The 16,654-nt window shown below is 43.1% G+C and carries 15 protein-coding genes; 6 read left to right on the top strand and 9 right to left on the bottom strand.

Translation table 11 applies throughout. The features are described 5' to 3' along the window. Positions 1-36: 36 nt before the first annotated feature. On the bottom strand, positions 37-543 hold the full coding sequence (locus tag ABE28_RS02470; protein ID WP_064462393.1) for a general stress protein: 507 nt from the start codon (positions 541-543) through the stop codon (positions 37-39). A gap of 162 nt (positions 544-705) precedes the next feature. Here ABE28_RS02470 and ABE28_RS02465 point away from each other — a divergent pair, with 162 nt between their 5' ends. The 5 genes from ABE28_RS02465 to ABE28_RS02445 all read left to right on the top strand — a co-directional run bounded on the left by ABE28_RS02465 (position 706) and on the right by ABE28_RS02445 (position 7,360). Continuing rightward, positions 706-1,770 carry a M20 family metallopeptidase gene (locus ABE28_RS02465; RefSeq protein WP_064462392.1) on the top strand — a complete coding sequence of 355 codons (1,065 nt, stop codon included), beginning with the start codon at positions 706-708 and terminating at the stop codon, positions 1,768-1,770. An 885-nt stretch (positions 1,771-2,655) separates the two neighbouring features. Next, positions 2,656-3,216 (top strand): 3D domain-containing protein, encoded by a 561-nt coding sequence (locus ABE28_RS02460; RefSeq protein WP_064462391.1) that lies wholly within the window; start codon positions 2,656-2,658, stop codon positions 3,214-3,216. Positions 3,217-3,362: 146 nt separating this feature from the next. Beyond that, the gene (locus ABE28_RS02455) at positions 3,363-4,283 is read left to right on the top strand and encodes a ketopantoate reductase family protein (RefSeq protein WP_373921315.1); all 921 of its coding nucleotides are present in this window, start codon (positions 3,363-3,365) and stop codon (positions 4,281-4,283) included. A gap of 182 nt (positions 4,284-4,465) precedes the next feature. Further along, a complete protein-coding gene (locus ABE28_RS02450) occupies positions 4,466-5,734 on the top strand; it encodes a dicarboxylate/amino acid:cation symporter (protein ID WP_064462389.1) in 1,269 nt (422 codons plus the stop codon). Between the two features lie 207 nt (positions 5,735-5,941). Then, complete coding sequence (locus ABE28_RS02445; RefSeq protein WP_064462388.1) at positions 5,942-7,360, top strand: NAD-dependent succinate-semialdehyde dehydrogenase; 1,419 nt, start codon at positions 5,942-5,944, stop codon at positions 7,358-7,360. 47 nt (positions 7,361-7,407) lie between these two features. Here ABE28_RS02445 and ABE28_RS02440 read toward each other — a convergent pair whose 3' ends face one another. The 8 genes from ABE28_RS02440 to ABE28_RS02405 all read right to left on the bottom strand — a co-directional run bounded on the left by ABE28_RS02440 (position 7,408) and on the right by ABE28_RS02405 (position 15,878). After that, on the bottom strand, positions 7,408-8,514 hold the full coding sequence (locus tag ABE28_RS02440) for an AI-2E family transporter (RefSeq protein ID WP_064462386.1): 1,107 nt from the start codon (positions 8,512-8,514) through the stop codon (positions 7,408-7,410). Between the two features lie 454 nt (positions 8,515-8,968). Further along, positions 8,969-10,495: a succinyl-CoA:acetate CoA-transferase ScpC gene (locus ABE28_RS02435; RefSeq protein WP_064462384.1), complete on the bottom strand. Its 1,527-nt coding sequence runs from the start codon at positions 10,493-10,495 to the stop codon at positions 8,969-8,971. A gap of 131 nt (positions 10,496-10,626) precedes the next feature. Further along, positions 10,627-11,277, bottom strand: a complete 651-nt coding sequence (locus ABE28_RS02430; protein ID WP_064462382.1) for a LytTR family DNA-binding domain-containing protein — start codon at positions 11,275-11,277, stop codon at positions 10,627-10,629. 257 nt (positions 11,278-11,534) lie between these two features. Then, positions 11,535-11,717, bottom strand: coding sequence for a hypothetical protein (locus ABE28_RS02425; protein WP_064462380.1), 183 nt, complete (start codon positions 11,715-11,717; stop codon positions 11,535-11,537). A 60-nt stretch (positions 11,718-11,777) separates the two neighbouring features. Further along, complete coding sequence (locus ABE28_RS02420; RefSeq protein WP_064462378.1) at positions 11,778-12,140, bottom strand: P-II family nitrogen regulator; 363 nt, start codon at positions 12,138-12,140, stop codon at positions 11,778-11,780. A gap of 15 nt (positions 12,141-12,155) precedes the next feature. Beyond that, positions 12,156-13,370, bottom strand: coding sequence for an ammonium transporter (locus tag ABE28_RS02415; protein ID WP_064462376.1), 1,215 nt, complete (start codon positions 13,368-13,370; stop codon positions 12,156-12,158). Between the two features lie 233 nt (positions 13,371-13,603). Next, the gene (locus tag ABE28_RS02410) at positions 13,604-13,807 is read right to left on the bottom strand and encodes a YbdD/YjiX family protein (RefSeq protein ID WP_064462374.1); all 204 of its coding nucleotides are present in this window, start codon (positions 13,805-13,807) and stop codon (positions 13,604-13,606) included. Positions 13,808-13,820: 13 nt separating this feature from the next. Beyond that, positions 13,821-15,878 carry a carbon starvation CstA family protein gene (locus ABE28_RS02405; protein WP_064462372.1) on the bottom strand — a complete coding sequence of 686 codons (2,058 nt, stop codon included), beginning with the start codon at positions 15,876-15,878 and terminating at the stop codon, positions 13,821-13,823. A 409-nt stretch (positions 15,879-16,287) separates the two neighbouring features. Between ABE28_RS02405 and ABE28_RS02400 the strand changes: the two genes are divergently transcribed. Further along, entirely contained in the window at positions 16,288-16,500 is a 213-nt protein-coding gene (locus ABE28_RS02400; RefSeq protein WP_064462370.1) for a hypothetical protein, read from the top strand. Positions 16,501-16,654 lie beyond the last annotated feature (154 nt).

The following is a 16,654-nucleotide window of genomic DNA, read 5'->3' as shown; positions in this document are numbered from 1 at the left end:
GACCCTAAAGGGTTTCCGTCCTTTTTCCATTTGTCTTCATAGCGTTCTTCTGCCGTGCGTTAACGTTTCATCCGTTTCCGTAATGCCTGAATAAGAAGAATTCGATTTACGCGCATCTGCATCGACGAGCACAAGCAGCTTGCCGCTTTTCACATCCGCTTCATACCGATTCGCTTCATCTTCCGGTAAGCCCATCCCGATCAGTGTACCGGCCAAACCACCTGTACCAGCACCCACAGCTGCACCAGCCAATGTTGCAGCAAGCGGTCCTGCTGCAAGTACCGGTCCGATTCCCGGTATCGCCAATGCACCCACTCCTGCTAATAAACCAGCTGCCCCGCCCAAGATACCGCCGGTCGCTGCACCAGCTGCGAGGCCCTCTTCGACCTTCGTACCGGTTTCTTCATTCACTGTCCTTAATTCCTCTTTGTCTTTCGCTACCACCGAAATCTCATCACGGTTATATCCATCGGCCTGCAAGGCTTCAACAGCCTTAATGGCTTCTTCTCCAGTTTCATATACCCCTATTATGCGTTTATCCATTTCTATCATCCTCCTTAAAGAATGTAAACTTCGCTCCCTCTTTACATACCCCAGAAAGTGGAAGTCCTAAACGTTTGGGGACAGGAAAAAATTTTCGAGTTAACACTTGGAAAGGAGGGGTATATATAATGATAGTATGCATATTTTTGGGAGGTTTTCTTTTTGCTCATCGAGTTACTTAAAGATCTAGTATCCATTGACAGTTCATCGAAAAAAGGCGCCAACGAAGCAGTTGAATACTGTGCGGACTGGCTTAAAAAGCAAGGACTCACCGTGAATGTAATCGTAAATAACGGCTATAGAATGCTCGTTAGCGAGATTGGCCAGGGGGATAAAACCATCATTTGGAATGGCCACGTCGATGTTGTCAGCGGGACTCCGGATCAATTTTTCCCACAGGTTCATGAAGGGCATCTATACGGACGCGGTGCAGCCGATATGAAAGCAGGGGTTGCCGGAATGATGTGTGCGTTTACCGAACTGAAAGATATGAACTTAGGCTTGAAAATTCAGCTACAGATCGTATCGGATGAAGAAATTGGCGGGCTGAATTGTTCTGGTTATTTAGCAAAACACGGTTATAGAGGAGACTTTGTGATTTGTGCTGAACCTACCCAATTGGGAATTGGCCTTCAGGCAAAGGGCGCCCTGCGCCTTGATATTGAGGTGTCCGGCAAATCCGCACACGGAAGCCGCCCTTGGGAAGGCGTGAATGCAATCGAGAAGGCATATGAGCTCTATCAAAAAATAAAAGAGCTTCCTTTCACTAGGGATCATACCCCCCTTTATGACTCCCCCTCACTTAACCTAGCAAAAATAAAAGGCGGGGATGTTTATAATAAGGTACCGGATGCCTGTTTGCTCAGCCTCGATATCCGCTATCTACCTACGCAAACAATGGAAGAAGTCGTCACTCAAATCGAAAGTGTGACGGGTAAGAATATTTTCATCAATATGTACAGCAAACCTGTAAAAACGGAAGAGTCGGACCCCTTCATCTCACTGCTTCGTCCCATCATCAAAAAAAACACCAACCAGGATGCTGTGATCTTTGGACAGCATGGTTCGGCTGACACTGTCTTCTATGCAGCCTATGATATACCAGCCATTGAATTTGGGCCAAAAGGAGAGAATTGGCATGGTGACAGGGAATGCGTGGACCTGGAATCCGTTGCCGTGTATCAAAAAATGCTAGTTGATTTTGCAACGGAATTCACATTAGTTTAATAGATTGGATAATTTGAAGATGCCGTCTGCATATTGCAGACGGCATCTTTTTAGGTCTCATTACCTCGATGCTGGTTCAACTATTTGATCAACCAAATTCTAATCCACGATCATCTACACGCAAAATCACATTTTTGGAATCTTTAAAATCACTCATTTTTTTCCACAGGAGACATTGGTTTATCTCGCACGATTAGAAGCATACAATCGGCACTTACAGGCGGAGTGCAAGTCTTTAGAAAAGCAAGCTTTACTTGAGAGGGAACGGTTGAAGAAGAGCAATTAAGAATGTTAGCTTTTATTCTAATGCAGAACGCAACGGGCAAGATCTAAATCTTCTAAAACCGCAGGAATCGGGGGACTATCTTTTTTAAAATGCAGAAGAGTGCAGTGCAATGAAACGGTCCAATTACAGATTCCCCCATACTGCCGACAATGGAGATTTCAGCTTCGTTTCACCCAGGGTGGAGTGAAACGGAAGGTACTTCTAACCTTAGTGTTTATATTAGATCTTTTTAAAATGGATACCGGATTCTCTCCCCTCTCCCAAAAACCATCAATTATATAGCAATAATCCAGTCATAATCGGGCTACTTTTTTTACAAAAATCCATAGGTCTTTTAAACCAGCTGTAATATATCCAAATATTATATAATTAAACAAAAAACGCCATTAAATCTACAAAAAAAGCTTTAAAACCGACATTTCCAATCATTAAAAAACATATCGAAATAATCTTCACCAAGTCCTTTTTACCTAATTTATATTACGTTCATTTATCAACGGAAACGTTTTTGTAACACAATTACTATTCCATCGAAACATTATTGTCACATAGACCTGTTATTCTAAGTCTACGATTTAAAACAAAGGAGACTATTCATTTTGAAAAAAATACTACTTCCAATCTTCACTGCTTTCTTCCTGGTATTTAGTTTTTCCGGAGTTTCATCGGCTGCTACTACTACATACAAAGTCAAAAGTGGCGACACACTATGGGGTATCGCCAATAAACATAATATAACAGTCAATCAACTCAAAAGTTGGAACAACCTAAAAAAAGATAACATTCATCCAAAACAAGTCCTAAAGGTTAAGAAGCCTTCTAGTTCTGCTAAACCAAAAGCTAAAACTACATCATCCTCAGCCAAGAAATATAAAACGATCACCGTGAAGGCAACCGCGTACACAGCAAATTGTAAAGGTTGCAGCGGGATTACGGCAACGGGTCTAAACTTAAAGAAAAATCCTAAAGTAAAAGCCATTTCCGTCGACCCCAAGGTCATTCCGCTAGGAACGAAAGTTCATGTGGAAGGCTACGGTGAAGCCATTGCGGCAGATAAAGGCGGAGCAATCAAAGGAAATAAAATTGACGTCTTCTACTCTTCTCAATCAAAAGCACTTGATTGGGGCAGAAAAACGGTAAAAGTCAAAGTCTATAAATAAATCCAAAAGATCAGCCTGAAATCTATCGGGCTGTTTTTTTCTTTTTCCCTATCTTCACCCTTTTCAAACCATCTATCTGTCCTTGCACAATAAACATTTACTGAAAATTACGACAATGATATGATTGGTACATCTTACAAAAAGAGGTGTTCACTTTGAATATTGTCGTTATGGGGGCCGGGGCACTCGGCTGCTACTTTGGGGGCAGATTGCAGCAGTCCGGACAGCATGTTCAATACTTGGTACGGCAAAACCGTGCCAAGCAAATGAAGGAAAATGGAATTGCAATAACCAGCCCTCACGGAAACTACCAATTTAACGAACTTCATATCTCAGAGAACGTGCATGATATTGAAAAAGCGGACCTGGTCATTCTTGCCGTAAAAGGACAGCATCTGCAGGGCGCCCTCGCCGATTTAAAGGTTCTTGTTGAAAAGGGCGCCAAGGTCCTCCCGCTTTTGAATGGATTAGAGCATATTTCCATTTTACAGGATGAACTGGGCGAGGAAGCCGTTCTCGGGGGCAGCGCCTTCATCATTGCCACCCTTGACGAAAAAGGCCATATCATTCATTCGAATGATCATCATGATTTAATCTTTGGTCCACTTCACCCATCCCAGGCATCGGTATGTGATGAATTTGAACAAGCTGCAAAATCAGCTATCCTGGCGGTAAGCAGGACGGAAAACATATTAGTCAGAATGTGGATCAAATACATGTTCATCACCGCCTTCTCCGGTGTAACTACCGCATCCAACCTCCCTATCGGCACGATTCGGAGGTTTCCGGAAACCAATGGATTATTGGAAAAAGCACTTAGCGAAATGATGGAACTTGCAAACGCTTATGACATCGGGATAACCAAACAGAATGTTGCCCAGGCCATGGAGAATATGGCAGGTTTGCCGGAGGAATCCACTTCCTCCATGCATCAGGATCGCCGGAAAGGCCTAACCCTCGAGGTGGAGCATTTGCAAGGCGGCGCACTGCGTCTCGCTGACAAGGTCGGATTGGAGCTTCCCGTGATTGGAACGCTTTATGCCCTCATAAAGCCATTTGAAAATTGATTTCATGATACCGGTGCTCAGCCGGTATTTTTTTTATGGCTGCTCGCCCTTCTCCGCATTGTACCCTTAAGACCAAAAAGACCTAAAAGAACAATATCACCAAAAGAATATTACAACTCCTCCTTCTGTTACACTGAATTCAAGTTAAGAAAGCGCTATCATATAACAAAGGAGAATACCCCATGAAACTATTGAAAAATTTAACGGTTCAAGTCATTATCGGCATCATTCTGGGGATAACGGTCGGTTTCTTTTTCCCAGCTTTTGGTGAACAGCTGAAGGTATTGGCTGATTTATTTATTAAAATGATAAAAATGGTTATTGCACCGATCATCTTCCTAACCGTCGTAATCGGAATTGGCGGTATGGGTGATATGAAAAAAGTTGGTCGCATCGGCGGAAAGGCTTTGCTCTACTTTGAAATCGTTACCACTTTCGCCCTTGCGATTGGAATTATCGTAGTCAATCTGCTCGGACCAGGTAAAGGCTTCAACATCGACTCAGTCGAAGGCGGGGATGTATCACAATATACGACAGCCGCTTCAGAAACGGAACATGGCGCGATTGCCTTCATTTCCAATATCATTCCTGATAATGCCGTTGCCGCAATGGCTGGAGGAGACTTGCTTCCGATCCTCTTCTTTGCCGTTTTGTTCGGTTTATCCATGGCAGCCATGGGACCGAAAGTACAGCCAGTCGTGTCCCTCCTTCAGCATATTGCCGATATTTTCTTTGGCATCGTCAGTATGATCATGAAGGTATCCCCATTGGCAGCCTTTGGGGCGATGGCATATACGATCGGTAAATTCGGACTCGGCTCTTTAAGCTCATTAGGGCAATTGATGGGGAGCGTGTATATCACCATGGCGCTTTTCATCATTCTTATTCTTGGCGGAATAGCAAAACTCTACGGCTTTAATATTTTCAAATTCATTGGCTACTTAAAAGAAGAAATCCTCTTAGTGTTAGGAACATCTTCCTCTGAATCCGCTCTGCCAAGCGTGATGAAAAAACTGGAGAAATACGGCTGTTCAAAACCGGTGGTCGGTTTGGTGGTCCCAACTGGTTATTCTTTCAACCTTGATGGAACATCGATTTACTTGTCCATGGCAGCCATTTTCATCGCCCAGGCCTACGGCGTCGATTTAAGCATCTGGCAGGAGTTGACCCTTCTCGGGATCTTGATGTTAACCTCCAAAGGAGCTGCCGGTGTAACAGGTTCTGGATTCATTACATTGGCTGCAACATTAGCGGCTTTCCCGATGATTCCAGTTGAAGGTATGGCACTGCTGCTCGGGGTCGACCGATTCATGTCAGAAGCGCGTGCCATCACGAATCTTATCGGTAACAGCGTCGCGACAGTGGTCATCTCTAAATCAGAAGGTGAATTCAATCCAAATCCTGCTCTCTCCGAAAATATCGGTGAAGTGGCCGTATCATCCGAAAAATAAATGGCAAGATGAAATGGGAGGGGTGCACACTTGCCCCCCTCTTTTTTCAAGTTTTTTTCAATCAATCTATCATTTTCAAAAAATAGCCAATCAAATAAATGTCGGAATCGCTAAAAAGTGTTTATACTTTTACCTAACAGGTAAAGGTATAAAGTTGAAAGTTATTTTAGTAGTTTGATGAATTAAACCAAAATTGGAGGTTTTATCATGAAAGATTACGGAGTATTCATTAATGGTGAGTGGTCGGATTTTGGATTGGACAAAATTGAAGTGACAAACCCTGCAACGAATGAAGTTGTTGCCACCGTTCCAAAAGGCGGTGCGGCCGAAGCAGCGAAGGCTGCAGATGCCGCATACGAAGCCTTTACCGATTGGGCAGCACGCTCGGTCTACGAACGGGCTGAATTGATTTGGAAATGGCATCGATTAATTGATGATAATAAAGAAGAACTAGCTAAAATCATGACCGAAGAACAAGGAAAACCTTTTAAAGAAGCCCTTGGTGAAATGACCTATGCCAATGGATTTTTATCTTGGTTTGCGGAAGAAGGAAAACGTGTATATGGCGAAACGATTCCTGCCTCCGTATCCAATAAGCGGCTCTTCGTGACCAAACAGCCAGTTGGAGTCGTTGCTGTCATTACACCATGGAACTTCCCTGCAGCGATGATTACCAGGAAAGTCGCGCCTGCCCTTGCTGTAGGCTGCACTGTCGTCATTAAACCGGCTAACCTGACGCCCATCACCGCTTTAAAAATGGCTGAATTAGCTGAAGAAGCTGGCATTCCAAAAGGTGTCATCAATGTCGTGACAGGCAAATCACCTGAAATAGGGGAAACTTGGCTTCAAGATGCAAGGGTCCGCAAATTGACGTTCACGGGTTCTACAGAAGTCGGCAAAACGTTAATGAGGGGATCGGCTGACACGGTTAAGAAAATATCGCTTGAACTTGGAGGCCATGCACCAGCGATCGTTCTTGAGGATGCCGACCTTAATAAGGCGGTCGATGGCATCATTAGTTCCAAGTTCAGGAATGCCGGGCAAACCTGCGTCTGTTCAAATCGCATATTTGTGCACGAAGCCATTCAAGATGCCTTTATTGAAAAGCTCGTTGCCAAAGTCAAGGAACTTAAAGTAGGTAACGGATTGGAAGATGGTGTCGATATTGGACCGCTCATCGACCAAAATGCTGTGGATAAGGTTCAAAAACAAATTGATGAAGCGCTAAACAGCGGCGCTAAGCTCGAAGCAGGCGGGAAAGCCATCGACGGCCTTTTTCTTGAACCAACCGTCCTTTCCAACATCGATGACAGCATGCTCTGCATGAAGGAAGAAACATTCGGACCGCTGGCTCCCATCGCCTCCTTCAAGACGGATGAAGAGGCAATCCAAAGGGCAAATGACTCCATTTTCGGATTGGCAGCATACGTCTTCACTGAAAATATCACCAAAGGAATCCAATTCACCGAAGCACTTGAATTTGGGATCGTAGGTTTGAACGATGGACTTCCATCCGTTCCCCAAGCTCCATTTGGCGGTTTCAAACAAAGCGGACTTGGCCGTGAAGGCGGTCACCAAGGCATCGAGGAGTTCCTGGAAGTTAAATACATTTCTTTAGGTTTGTAATTTGCGAAAGTCAAAGGGACCGGCTCATCTGAGCCGATCCCTTTTTTTCATTCCAATATATCTTCTTCTAGCTTTTCCTCTTTCCGGATCCTGATGAACTTCACGATATTCAACACGATCGTTTTAACGACGGAATAAGTCGGAACCGCCAAAATCATACCGATGATACCGGCTATGTTTCCGGCAACGAGCAAAAGGATGATGATGGTAAGCGGATGTGTATTCAATTTTTTCCCGATTACCAAAGGCGAAATGACATTACCATCAAGCTGCTGGATGATCGTTACAACAAGAATGACCAATAACGCTTGAGTCGGCGAATGGATCAGCCCCACAATGACCGCGGGAGCCACCCCAATGAAAGGACCCACATACGGAATGATGTTCGTAACGGCACCAATCAGTGCAAATAGGAATGCATAAGGCAGGTCAATGATCAAATAACCGATGAATGTTCCAATTCCCACAAACATACAGACAAGCATTTGTCCTTGTATGTATGTGGTAAGCGTTTCCCCCGTTTCCTGAAGAACGGTCAAGGCCGGCTTCCTATAGCCGACTGGTACGAATTTCATGATCGCGCTCGGAAGCTTATCTCCATCCTTCAACATATAAAACAAGATGAAAGGAACCGTCACCACCACTAATGTAATGTTCGTGACTACACTGAACACGGAAGATAAGCTGTTCGTTATATTAGTAGGTAAATCCGTCAAATATTCTTGCAGCGAATCTCCTACTTTTTTCAAGTCCACATAATCTTGTTCCATCGTCCACAAAAACCATTTCGACTGGGCCGAATCTTCAATGAACTTCCTTGTTTGATTGAAATAATCCGGAAGGTTATTGATTAAATCAGTAACCTGTTTGGAAAGGGACGGACCAACCAGACCAACCAGCAAACTGATTAATCCAAGGAAAAATACATAAAGCAATAATATCGCCAATCCTCTTGGCACTTTTCTTTTAGCGAGGAAATCAACGGTTGGGTTGAACAAAAAGTAGAGAAAACCCGATATCAAGATTGGAAAAAACAAAGTTGAAGTAAATATCACGATTGGTTCGAAAAGAAAAGAGATCTTCGTACCAACATAAAAAAGTAAAGATAATAATAGTAATTCCAACGTCCAAAAATGCAGTTTTGTTTTGAACAAGTTATCTCCTCCACTATAGCCATTCTATCTAACTCTTTTTTATATCGAAATAATATCATTACGAAAAAGCTTTATGTATGATAATCATTCATTGTTAGCAGTTTACCATATTTCCATAACCCGAATGTATAATTAATTGCAAATATACAAGAAACCTCCCATGATTCCTTTCCCTTTTCCAATCAGAGTCAATCATCTTTTCAATCAGTTTTACATTACGATAGGACCTGTCGGTGCCACGTAGTCAATCTTCCAGATAACTCTTGATCGACCCTTAATTTTTGACGATGTGTGACCTAATTCATTTTAACATCCAATTTACGATTATTCCAATAATGACCAAATGGAAGAAGATGTGTATTCGGACGCAAGCTCTTTACAGGTAGTGACGGAAATTTCCATACCGGGATTTCGAACGAAATAAAAAACCCTGCTGCATGCAGGGCTTTGATGATTATTTTTGAACTTGAAGGACAGCTTCAAGCATTGTGCCATTTTTCATTAGATTCGTATGCCACGAGAAGGCTTTTTCAAGAATATGCGGAGTTTGGTGTCCCCCGGTTTGCGCGACGGCTTCCGTGAAATAAGCACGAAGCTGAGGGCGGTAGTCAGGATGGGCACAGTTTTCGATGATTAATTCTACGCGATCTTTTGGTGCCAGACCGCGCAAATCAGCGATGCCCTGTTCCGTCACTAGTACATCCACATCATGCTCAGTGTGATCAACATGAGAAACAAAAGGAACGATACTGGATATTTTGCCGCCTTTTGCATATGATTTCGTTACGAATATACCTAGGCGCGAGTTACGGGCGAAATCTCCTGAACCACCTATTCCATTCATCATCCTTGTCCCGGAAACATGTGTAGAGTTTACATTGCCGTATATATCACATTCTAACGCCGTATTTATCGAAATCAATCCAAGACGGCGAATGATTTCTGGATGGTTGGATATTTCTTGCGGGCGAAGAACGAGTTTATCACGGTATTGATCAAGATTACCGTATACCTGCTTTCCTTTTTCTTCAGCTAATGTAATAGAACACCCTGAAGCGAATTTGACTTTCCCAGCATCGATTAAATCGAAAACTGCGTCTTGCAATACTTCTGAGTATACTTCCAAATCCGTAAATTCAGAATCAAGGAATCCCGCGAATACGGCATTTGCCACTGAACCAACACCTGATTGCAACGGTGCAAGACTTTCCGTTAAACGGCCTGCCTTGATTTCTTCACGAAGAAAATTTATTAAGTGGCTGGCAATCGTTGCCGTTTCTTCATCAGGAGGCACGATTGTCGAGGGTGCATCAAGATCTGTCGAAACGACGATCCCCATTACCTTTTCAGGGTCAACCGGGATGCCGATGGAACCTAAGCGATCGCTTGTGGCGGTCATTGGAATGGGTTGGCGCTCCCCTTGACGGGCTGGTGTATATATATCATGCATCCCCTCCAATCCTTCTGGATGGGACACGTTCAATTCAATAATTATATGTTTAGCTTCTTGAACGAAGATGGCTGAGTTACCTACAGAAGTTGTCGGAATGATTAATCCTTCTTCCGTAATGGCCAAAGCTTCAATTATTGCAAAATCAATAGGACCGACAAGGCCTTGACGGACTTGTTCAGCTGTATGAGATAAATGCTGATCCACATAAGTGATTTCATCAGCGTTGATTTTGTTTCGAATTCCCTTATCTGCTTGGAACGGCAGCCGTTTATTGATGATTCCGGCTTCCGCCATATGTTGGTCGACTTCCGGCCCCAAGGATGCGCCAGTATATACGTCAACTTTGAATTTTTCAGTTTTAGCCCTTTCAACCAGAGCCATCGGGATGACTTTTGCATCACCCGCACGAGTGAATCCACTCATACCAAGCTTCATCCCATCTTTTATCCATGAAGCGGCTTCCTCCGCTGTAACAACCTTCCCCTTAAATTGTTCATTGCGAATTTTATTGAAAACGCTTTCTTTCATCCAAAAGACCCCCATTTTTTCGCTTTTTCTACACCCAATTTTATCAAGCGAGTGTAAATGTCACATTCCTTTCCGAATGAAAAGGCATTATTTGGGCATCAGACAGCATTTTCAACACATAAAGAAGAGCACTAAAAACCGAGCGCTCTCCTGAATTGACTTGCATATGTTTGACTGACTTGTATTTTGGAGCTGTCCTTCATTATCAGTAAAAACGTTGAATGAAAATCCGGAAGGATTTCTTGTATATAATTGATATTCACGATATAAGAACGATGCACCCGAATGAACGAATCGCTTGGTAATATGAGTTCCAGTTCACTTAAGTTCATTTTATGGTATCCACTCACAAGTTCGGACTGAATTTTCGTTTTCCTGTTTTGTGCTTCTAAATACATAATTTCACCATATGGAAGCGGAATCCAGCGGTCATCTATTTTAATTGTCAGGAATGATGTTGGTAAAATCATTGGCTTTGAAGGCAAGATCGCCGTGACAGCCCCTAGAGGATTGCCCTCATTCATGATCGGTACACTCAACCCATAGTACGGTACGCCAAATACATTACTCTCGACTTGCACCCCAATTTTTTTTCGGATACTTAACGCCTGGTATGTAGCTGTATTCTCACTTATCAAATCACCCGGCTTTATTCTTAAGTCAACTTGCTTGCTAGGTTGGTAATAAATGTATTTTTCAGAATCAGCCACGGATATTGAAGCACCCTTCGGTACAAACTCCCTGATGATATTTAAAACGGATTCGACCGTAAATTGGTCCATTTCCTTTCACCTCTTAATAAAACATATTAATAATTTACCCATTATGAAAAAGTGCATTCTTGAATTAAATTTCCTTCTCTCACTTTCACTTTTGCAAAATAAAGAAAAATCGAACTAACTAAGCGAAAAGTGTCAAAAAAAGCAAAAAAACTGGATTTAAATTATGCCCTTACCCATTATAGTTGTAAAGCTTCATGATTTCCATGGGTGTTTCAAGAAAAGCAAAAAGAAGCCGCTCATGGAGAACGGCTAAAGGGTCATTTTTTTGAACGGGGATTGTGAAAGGAGGATTTAGTGCGAAGCGACAGAATTTCCTCTAAATTCTTTAATGGTAACTCCAATAAAAAGGATCGATCATCAGGTTGATAAATCCCTTCCGATATGAGAGTCGAGGCAATCTTCTGCTTTTTTGCATTAACGATTCGGACCAATCTTCCCATTTTGTTTGCTCCCTTTCATAAATCTATTCATATTAGCTCCGGTCGGTTTTACACAGTGCATTAAAACTCATTCTTCAGCGCATCATGTCCTTCTTTTCCAGTGCGGATATTCACAACGTTCGCCAATTCATATATGAAGATTTTCCCGTCACCAGGTTTACCTGTACTCAAGAACCTTCTCGCAACATCGACAACTTCCTGAACCGGAACTTCACACACGACAATTTCGATTTTCAAACGGTCATGTAAGGACATTTCCCGATTCCTGCCTCTATACGTTTCAACATAGCTTTTTTGGAGTCCCGCTCCTTTCACTTCCGATACGGTCATTCCGCTTACCCCTATTTTTGCTAATTCCGCTTTGAATTGTTCAAACTTGATCGGACGTGTAATGATTTCGATTTTCGTTAAAACCTCTGACATATTTTCACCCTCCTTTTAAATTGATTCATGGTAGGCTTTTTCTCCGTGAAGCGTAAGATCCAACCCCATTGACTCATCTTCTTCACTGACACGTAATGGAACGAATACGTTAATGACCTTAGCAATGACATAAGTGACCACGGCAACGAAAATATATGTCGCAACGATTGCCACAAGCTGCTTCCACAGTAAGTTGAAATCCCCATAAAATAAGCCATTTCCCCCAGCTTCGTTAACGGAAGTCGTTGCAAATAAACCTGTAGCGATGCCGCCCCATGTTCCGCCTATCCCATGCAGACCGAATGCATCCAGTGCATCGTCGTATCCCAGTTTATCCTTCAAGAAAAATACGCCCCAGAAACATACGGCTCCGCCGACGATTCCTATGATGATGGACGATGCAGGCGTCACGAAACCGCATGCAGGTGTAATGGCAACCAACCCGGAAATCGCTCCTGATACCGCTCCAAGCAACGTCGCCTTTTTATTAGCCATATACTCAACGATAAGCCAGCCTATGATGCCCGCAGCTGCAGCAACGGCTGTATTGACGAATACCGTCATGGCCACTGCATTGATCGTCAAAGCGCTTCCGACGTTAAAACCGTACCACCCAAACCAGATTAAAGAGCCCCCAAGGAACGTTAACGGTAGATTATGCGGCGCACTGTCCCCAGATTCCTTCCTTTTGCCTAACATGATCGCCAAAACCAACCCGGCAACCCCTGAAGAAATATGAACAACGTTGCCTCCAGCAAAATCCAAAGTACCTAGTTGCGCCAGCCAGCCGCCTCCCCATACCCAGTGAGCAACGGGTGCGTATACCAATAAAGACCACAAGATCGTAAAAATTAAAAAAGCTGAAAACTTCATCCGTTCGGCAATCCCTCCTGCAATGATCGATACGGTTAAAACGGCAAAAGTCATTTGAAATAACATGAATAAGCTATGAGGAATCGTTTCGCTGTAAGGACCAGGGGCAAAGCCTACATCCTTTAATCCAACCCAATCCAGCCCTCCCAGAAGAGCATTACCTGTTGAAAACGATAACGAATATCCAACCAGCACCCAAAGAATTGAAATGACAGCCAGAGGCATGTAACTATGCATGGCCGTATTCAGGACATTTTTACTCTTCACCATCCCCCCATAAAATAGGGCAATCCCTGGTGTCATTAGCCAAACCATCATCGTCGCCAAAAACATAAAAACCGAATCCGCCATTTGCATATTGTTTTTCCCCCTTATTTTTATATATGTTATGTTATGTAACAAATATATGTTATGTTTTTTATCATATACTTAATTTTCTAACAATTCAACATGTTTTTCCGTTTTTTTTAACAACATGTAAGATTACTTAACACAATAACCCATTACATCCTTTCCTGATTCCTTTTTAACTACAATAAGCCAAAACAAAAAGCTCCCCAAAATTGAGGAGCCTCCAATCGTATATTTATTTAACAGCATCTAGACACTTTGCCACCCTTTGCGTTATACCGTTCATCTTGCGCTTCACAGAAAAATTCTTTTCTCGTCTTTACGGGATCTTGCGGGTGATGAATCTTCATATGTGCCACATAGGTATCATAACTCGGCACACCAACAAGCAAACTGACAAACTGTTTTCTGTAGCTGAGTATCTTGACCAGCCTTTTCAACATGACCGTCCCTCCCTCATGATGTCCTTCTCGATACATAAGGCGATTCATGTAAGTCTATTTTCTGGTTCTTCAGCACTTTTATCCACAGCCTTATTGCGGAAATGAGGACAGTGATCACAACGATCATGAAAATGGCACAAAGTGCGGCATCGACATAATCATTGACGATGACCTGCTTCATTTCAGCTAAATCTTTTGCAGGTGCGAGGATTTCCCCTTTATCATAGGCTGCTTTAAATTTATCCTTATGCGCTAAAAAGCCAATTGCCGGATTTTCGTGAAACAGCTTTTGCCAGCCAGCCGTCATGGTCACGATCAATAAGAATGTAGTTGGGACAAGAGTGACCCAACTGTATGCTTTTTTCCCCATTTTGAAGAGGACAGTCGTGCCGAGCAGTAACGCAATGGCAGCAAGCATCTGATTCGCTATACCAAACAACGGCCAAAGTGTATTGATCCCTCCAAGCGGATCGATGACCCCTTGATAAAGGAAATATCCCCAGCCAAGCACACAAATGGCCGTCGCAATGATATTGGGCAGCCACTTATTCGTTTCGGCAAATGGCCTATAGAAGGTTCCGATGATATCTTGGATCATGAAACGCCCCACCCTTGTTCCTGCATCGATGGTCGTCAATATGAACAGCGCCTCGAACAGAATGGCAAAGTGATACCAAAACGCCATCAGCGATGCTCCGCCAATCACTTGCGAGAAGATATGGGCCATCCCGATCGCAAAGGTTGGCGCCCCTCCAGTACGGGATAAAATGGTCTCTTCCCCAACATCATCCGCAAGGCCCGTGATCATCTCAGGTGTCAAAACGAAACCCCAATCCGATATCGTAGCCGCCACTTGGGCCGGCTCCGTTCCGACAACCGCACCTGGACTGTTTATCGCAAAATAAATCCCTGGCGTCAGGACACAGGCTGCAATCATCGCCATGATGGCAACAAATGACTCAGTCAGCATCGCCCCGTAACCGATTGGACGGGAATGGGATTCGCGTTCAATCATCTTAGGAGTCGTACCTGATGAAACGAGTGCGTGGAATCCTGACACGGCACCGCAAGCGATGGTAATGAATAGGAATGGAAATAGGTTCCCTGAGAAGACAGGGCCTGTTCCATCAATGAATTGGGTGACGGCTGGCATTTCAAGGCTAGGCATGACGATAAAGATGCCAAGCGCAAGTCCGATGATCGTACCGATTTTCAAGAACGTACTTAAGTAATCACGCGGTGCCAATAACATCCATACCGGCAAAACGGAAGCAACGAAGCCATATACAATCAACATGATCGCGATCGTTTCCCCACTGAACGTGAACATCGGCGCCAATGTCGCGCTTTCCGAAACAAAACGTCCGAAATATAACGCCAGCATCAATAGGATGATACCTAAGATGGAACCTTCACCGACACGCCCCGGTCTTATATAGCGCATATAAATGCCCATAAGGACGGCAATCGGTATTGTCGAGGCAATCGTGAACATCCCCCAAGGGCTTCCTACCAGTGCCTTTACGACAACGAGGGCAAGTACAGCCAATAAGATGATCATGATGCCAAGGATTCCGATCATCGCTATCAAGCCAGTAACGGGCCCAATTTCCTCTTTGATCATTTCCCCTAAGGATTTACCGTTACGGCGCATCGAACCGAAGAGAATGATGAAATCCTGAACGGCACCAGCCAATACAACTCCGACTACAAGCCAGAGTGTACCTGGCAAGTATCCCATCTGGGCTGCGAGAATGGGGCCTACAAGCGGCCCGGCCCCAGCAATTGCTGCAAAATGGTGACCAAACAGAACCCATTTGTTTGTAGGTACGTAATCCTTTCCATCATTATTAGCCTCTGCTGGGGTCTGGCGATCATCATCCAGCTCAAACACTTTCTGTGCAATGAATTTACTATAAAAGCGATAGGCAATAGAATAAACACAGAGTGCTGCAGTGACGATCCACATGGCATTAATGCTTTCCCCGCGATTTAAAGCGACGAAGCCAAAACTCACTGCCCCTACAGCGGATATGATCCCCCAAAGAATGACCGATTTAAGCGCTTTCATTTTTACCATCTCCTCTCATTGGAACGAATGATTTACTATAAAAAATCTTCATTTCACTTGGTATCAGGTCCTGACACTCCCGCCACCATTTAATTTAAAGAATTTTATCTATATTCTGAATTATATGTTATTAAATGGATTTTTAGCAATATAAATTTAGTCAATTTGTAATGAATTCACTATCATTTTGTCGATATATCTCTTTTTCATCAACTAGTTAATACACATAACTGAAATCGAATTCACCTTTCTAAAAATAAGGACCGGGCGATATATCCTTACTGGTCATCCCACACGCAAGAATGATAGATAACTGATATTTTGTCGTAAATTGAAGCATGAAAATAAGTGAAAATAAGTATAAGAATTTAATAGAGTGGATAAAATGATAAAAAAGGAGTGGGAGAATATGGAGACAAAAACGAAAGAAAGCACGAAAGAATTGTGGACTGAAATCAATGATTGCATCTCTAGAATAATTGATGAAAAGCACGATTTATCCTTTCAAAAGAAGAGCAATGATAATTATATGAATCTATATATCCAAACTGCCGTACTACACACCTTATTCGGACTTTCAGATGAGCTTAAAAGAATTGAAAGGAAATATAACCGAATTTGAGGCAATCAATCTATTATTTCATGGTTTGGGAACACCCTCAATTTTCCTGCCTATCAGTAGTTCTGGTGATAGTTTTCAGTAGCAAAGCCCCCTTTCCGAAATGGACAAGGGGGCTTTGTGCTTTTAATAGCGATCATCCGGGTCTTTATCGATT

This window comes from Peribacillus muralis, from assembly GCF_001645685.2.
Lineage (GTDB): Bacteria > Bacillota > Bacilli > Bacillales > DSM-1321 > Peribacillus > Peribacillus muralis_A.
The sequence above is the reverse complement of the archived record's forward strand: the minus strand, read 5'-3'. Positions and strand labels throughout refer to the sequence as shown.

Bases quoted from the DNA above. Each gene is read 5' to 3' on its own strand.
- ABE28_RS02420 (WP_064462378.1), bottom strand. From the start codon at position 12,140: ATGTCAGAGGTTTTAACGAAAATCGAAATCATTACACGTCCGATCAAG.
- ABE28_RS02425 (WP_064462380.1), bottom strand. From the start codon at position 11,717: ATGGGAAGATTGGTCCGAATCGTTAATGCAAAAAAGCAGAAGATTGCC.
- ABE28_RS02400 (WP_064462370.1), top strand. From the start codon at position 16,288: ATGGAGACAAAAACGAAAGAAAGCACGAAAGAATTGTGGACTGAAATC.
- ABE28_RS02445 (WP_064462388.1), top strand. From the start codon at position 5,942: ATGAAAGATTACGGAGTATTCATTAATGGTGAGTGGTCGGATTTTGGA.
- ABE28_RS02415 (WP_064462376.1), bottom strand. From the start codon at position 13,370: ATGCAAATGGCGGATTCGGTTTTTATGTTTTTGGCGACGATGATGGTT.
- ABE28_RS02410 (WP_064462374.1), bottom strand. From the start codon at position 13,807: ATGTTGAAAAGGCTGGTCAAGATACTCAGCTACAGAAAACAGTTTGTC.
- ABE28_RS02435 (WP_064462384.1), bottom strand. From the start codon at position 10,495: ATGAAAGAAAGCGTTTTCAATAAAATTCGCAATGAACAATTTAAGGGG.
- ABE28_RS02430 (WP_064462382.1), bottom strand. From the start codon at position 11,277: ATGGACCAATTTACGGTCGAATCCGTTTTAAATATCATCAGGGAGTTT.
- ABE28_RS02470 (WP_064462393.1), bottom strand. From the start codon at position 543: ATGGATAAACGCATAATAGGGGTATATGAAACTGGAGAAGAAGCCATT.
- ABE28_RS02450 (WP_064462389.1), top strand. From the start codon at position 4,466: ATGAAACTATTGAAAAATTTAACGGTTCAAGTCATTATCGGCATCATT.
- ABE28_RS02405 (WP_064462372.1), bottom strand. From the start codon at position 15,878: ATGAAAGCGCTTAAATCGGTCATTCTTTGGGGGATCATATCCGCTGTA.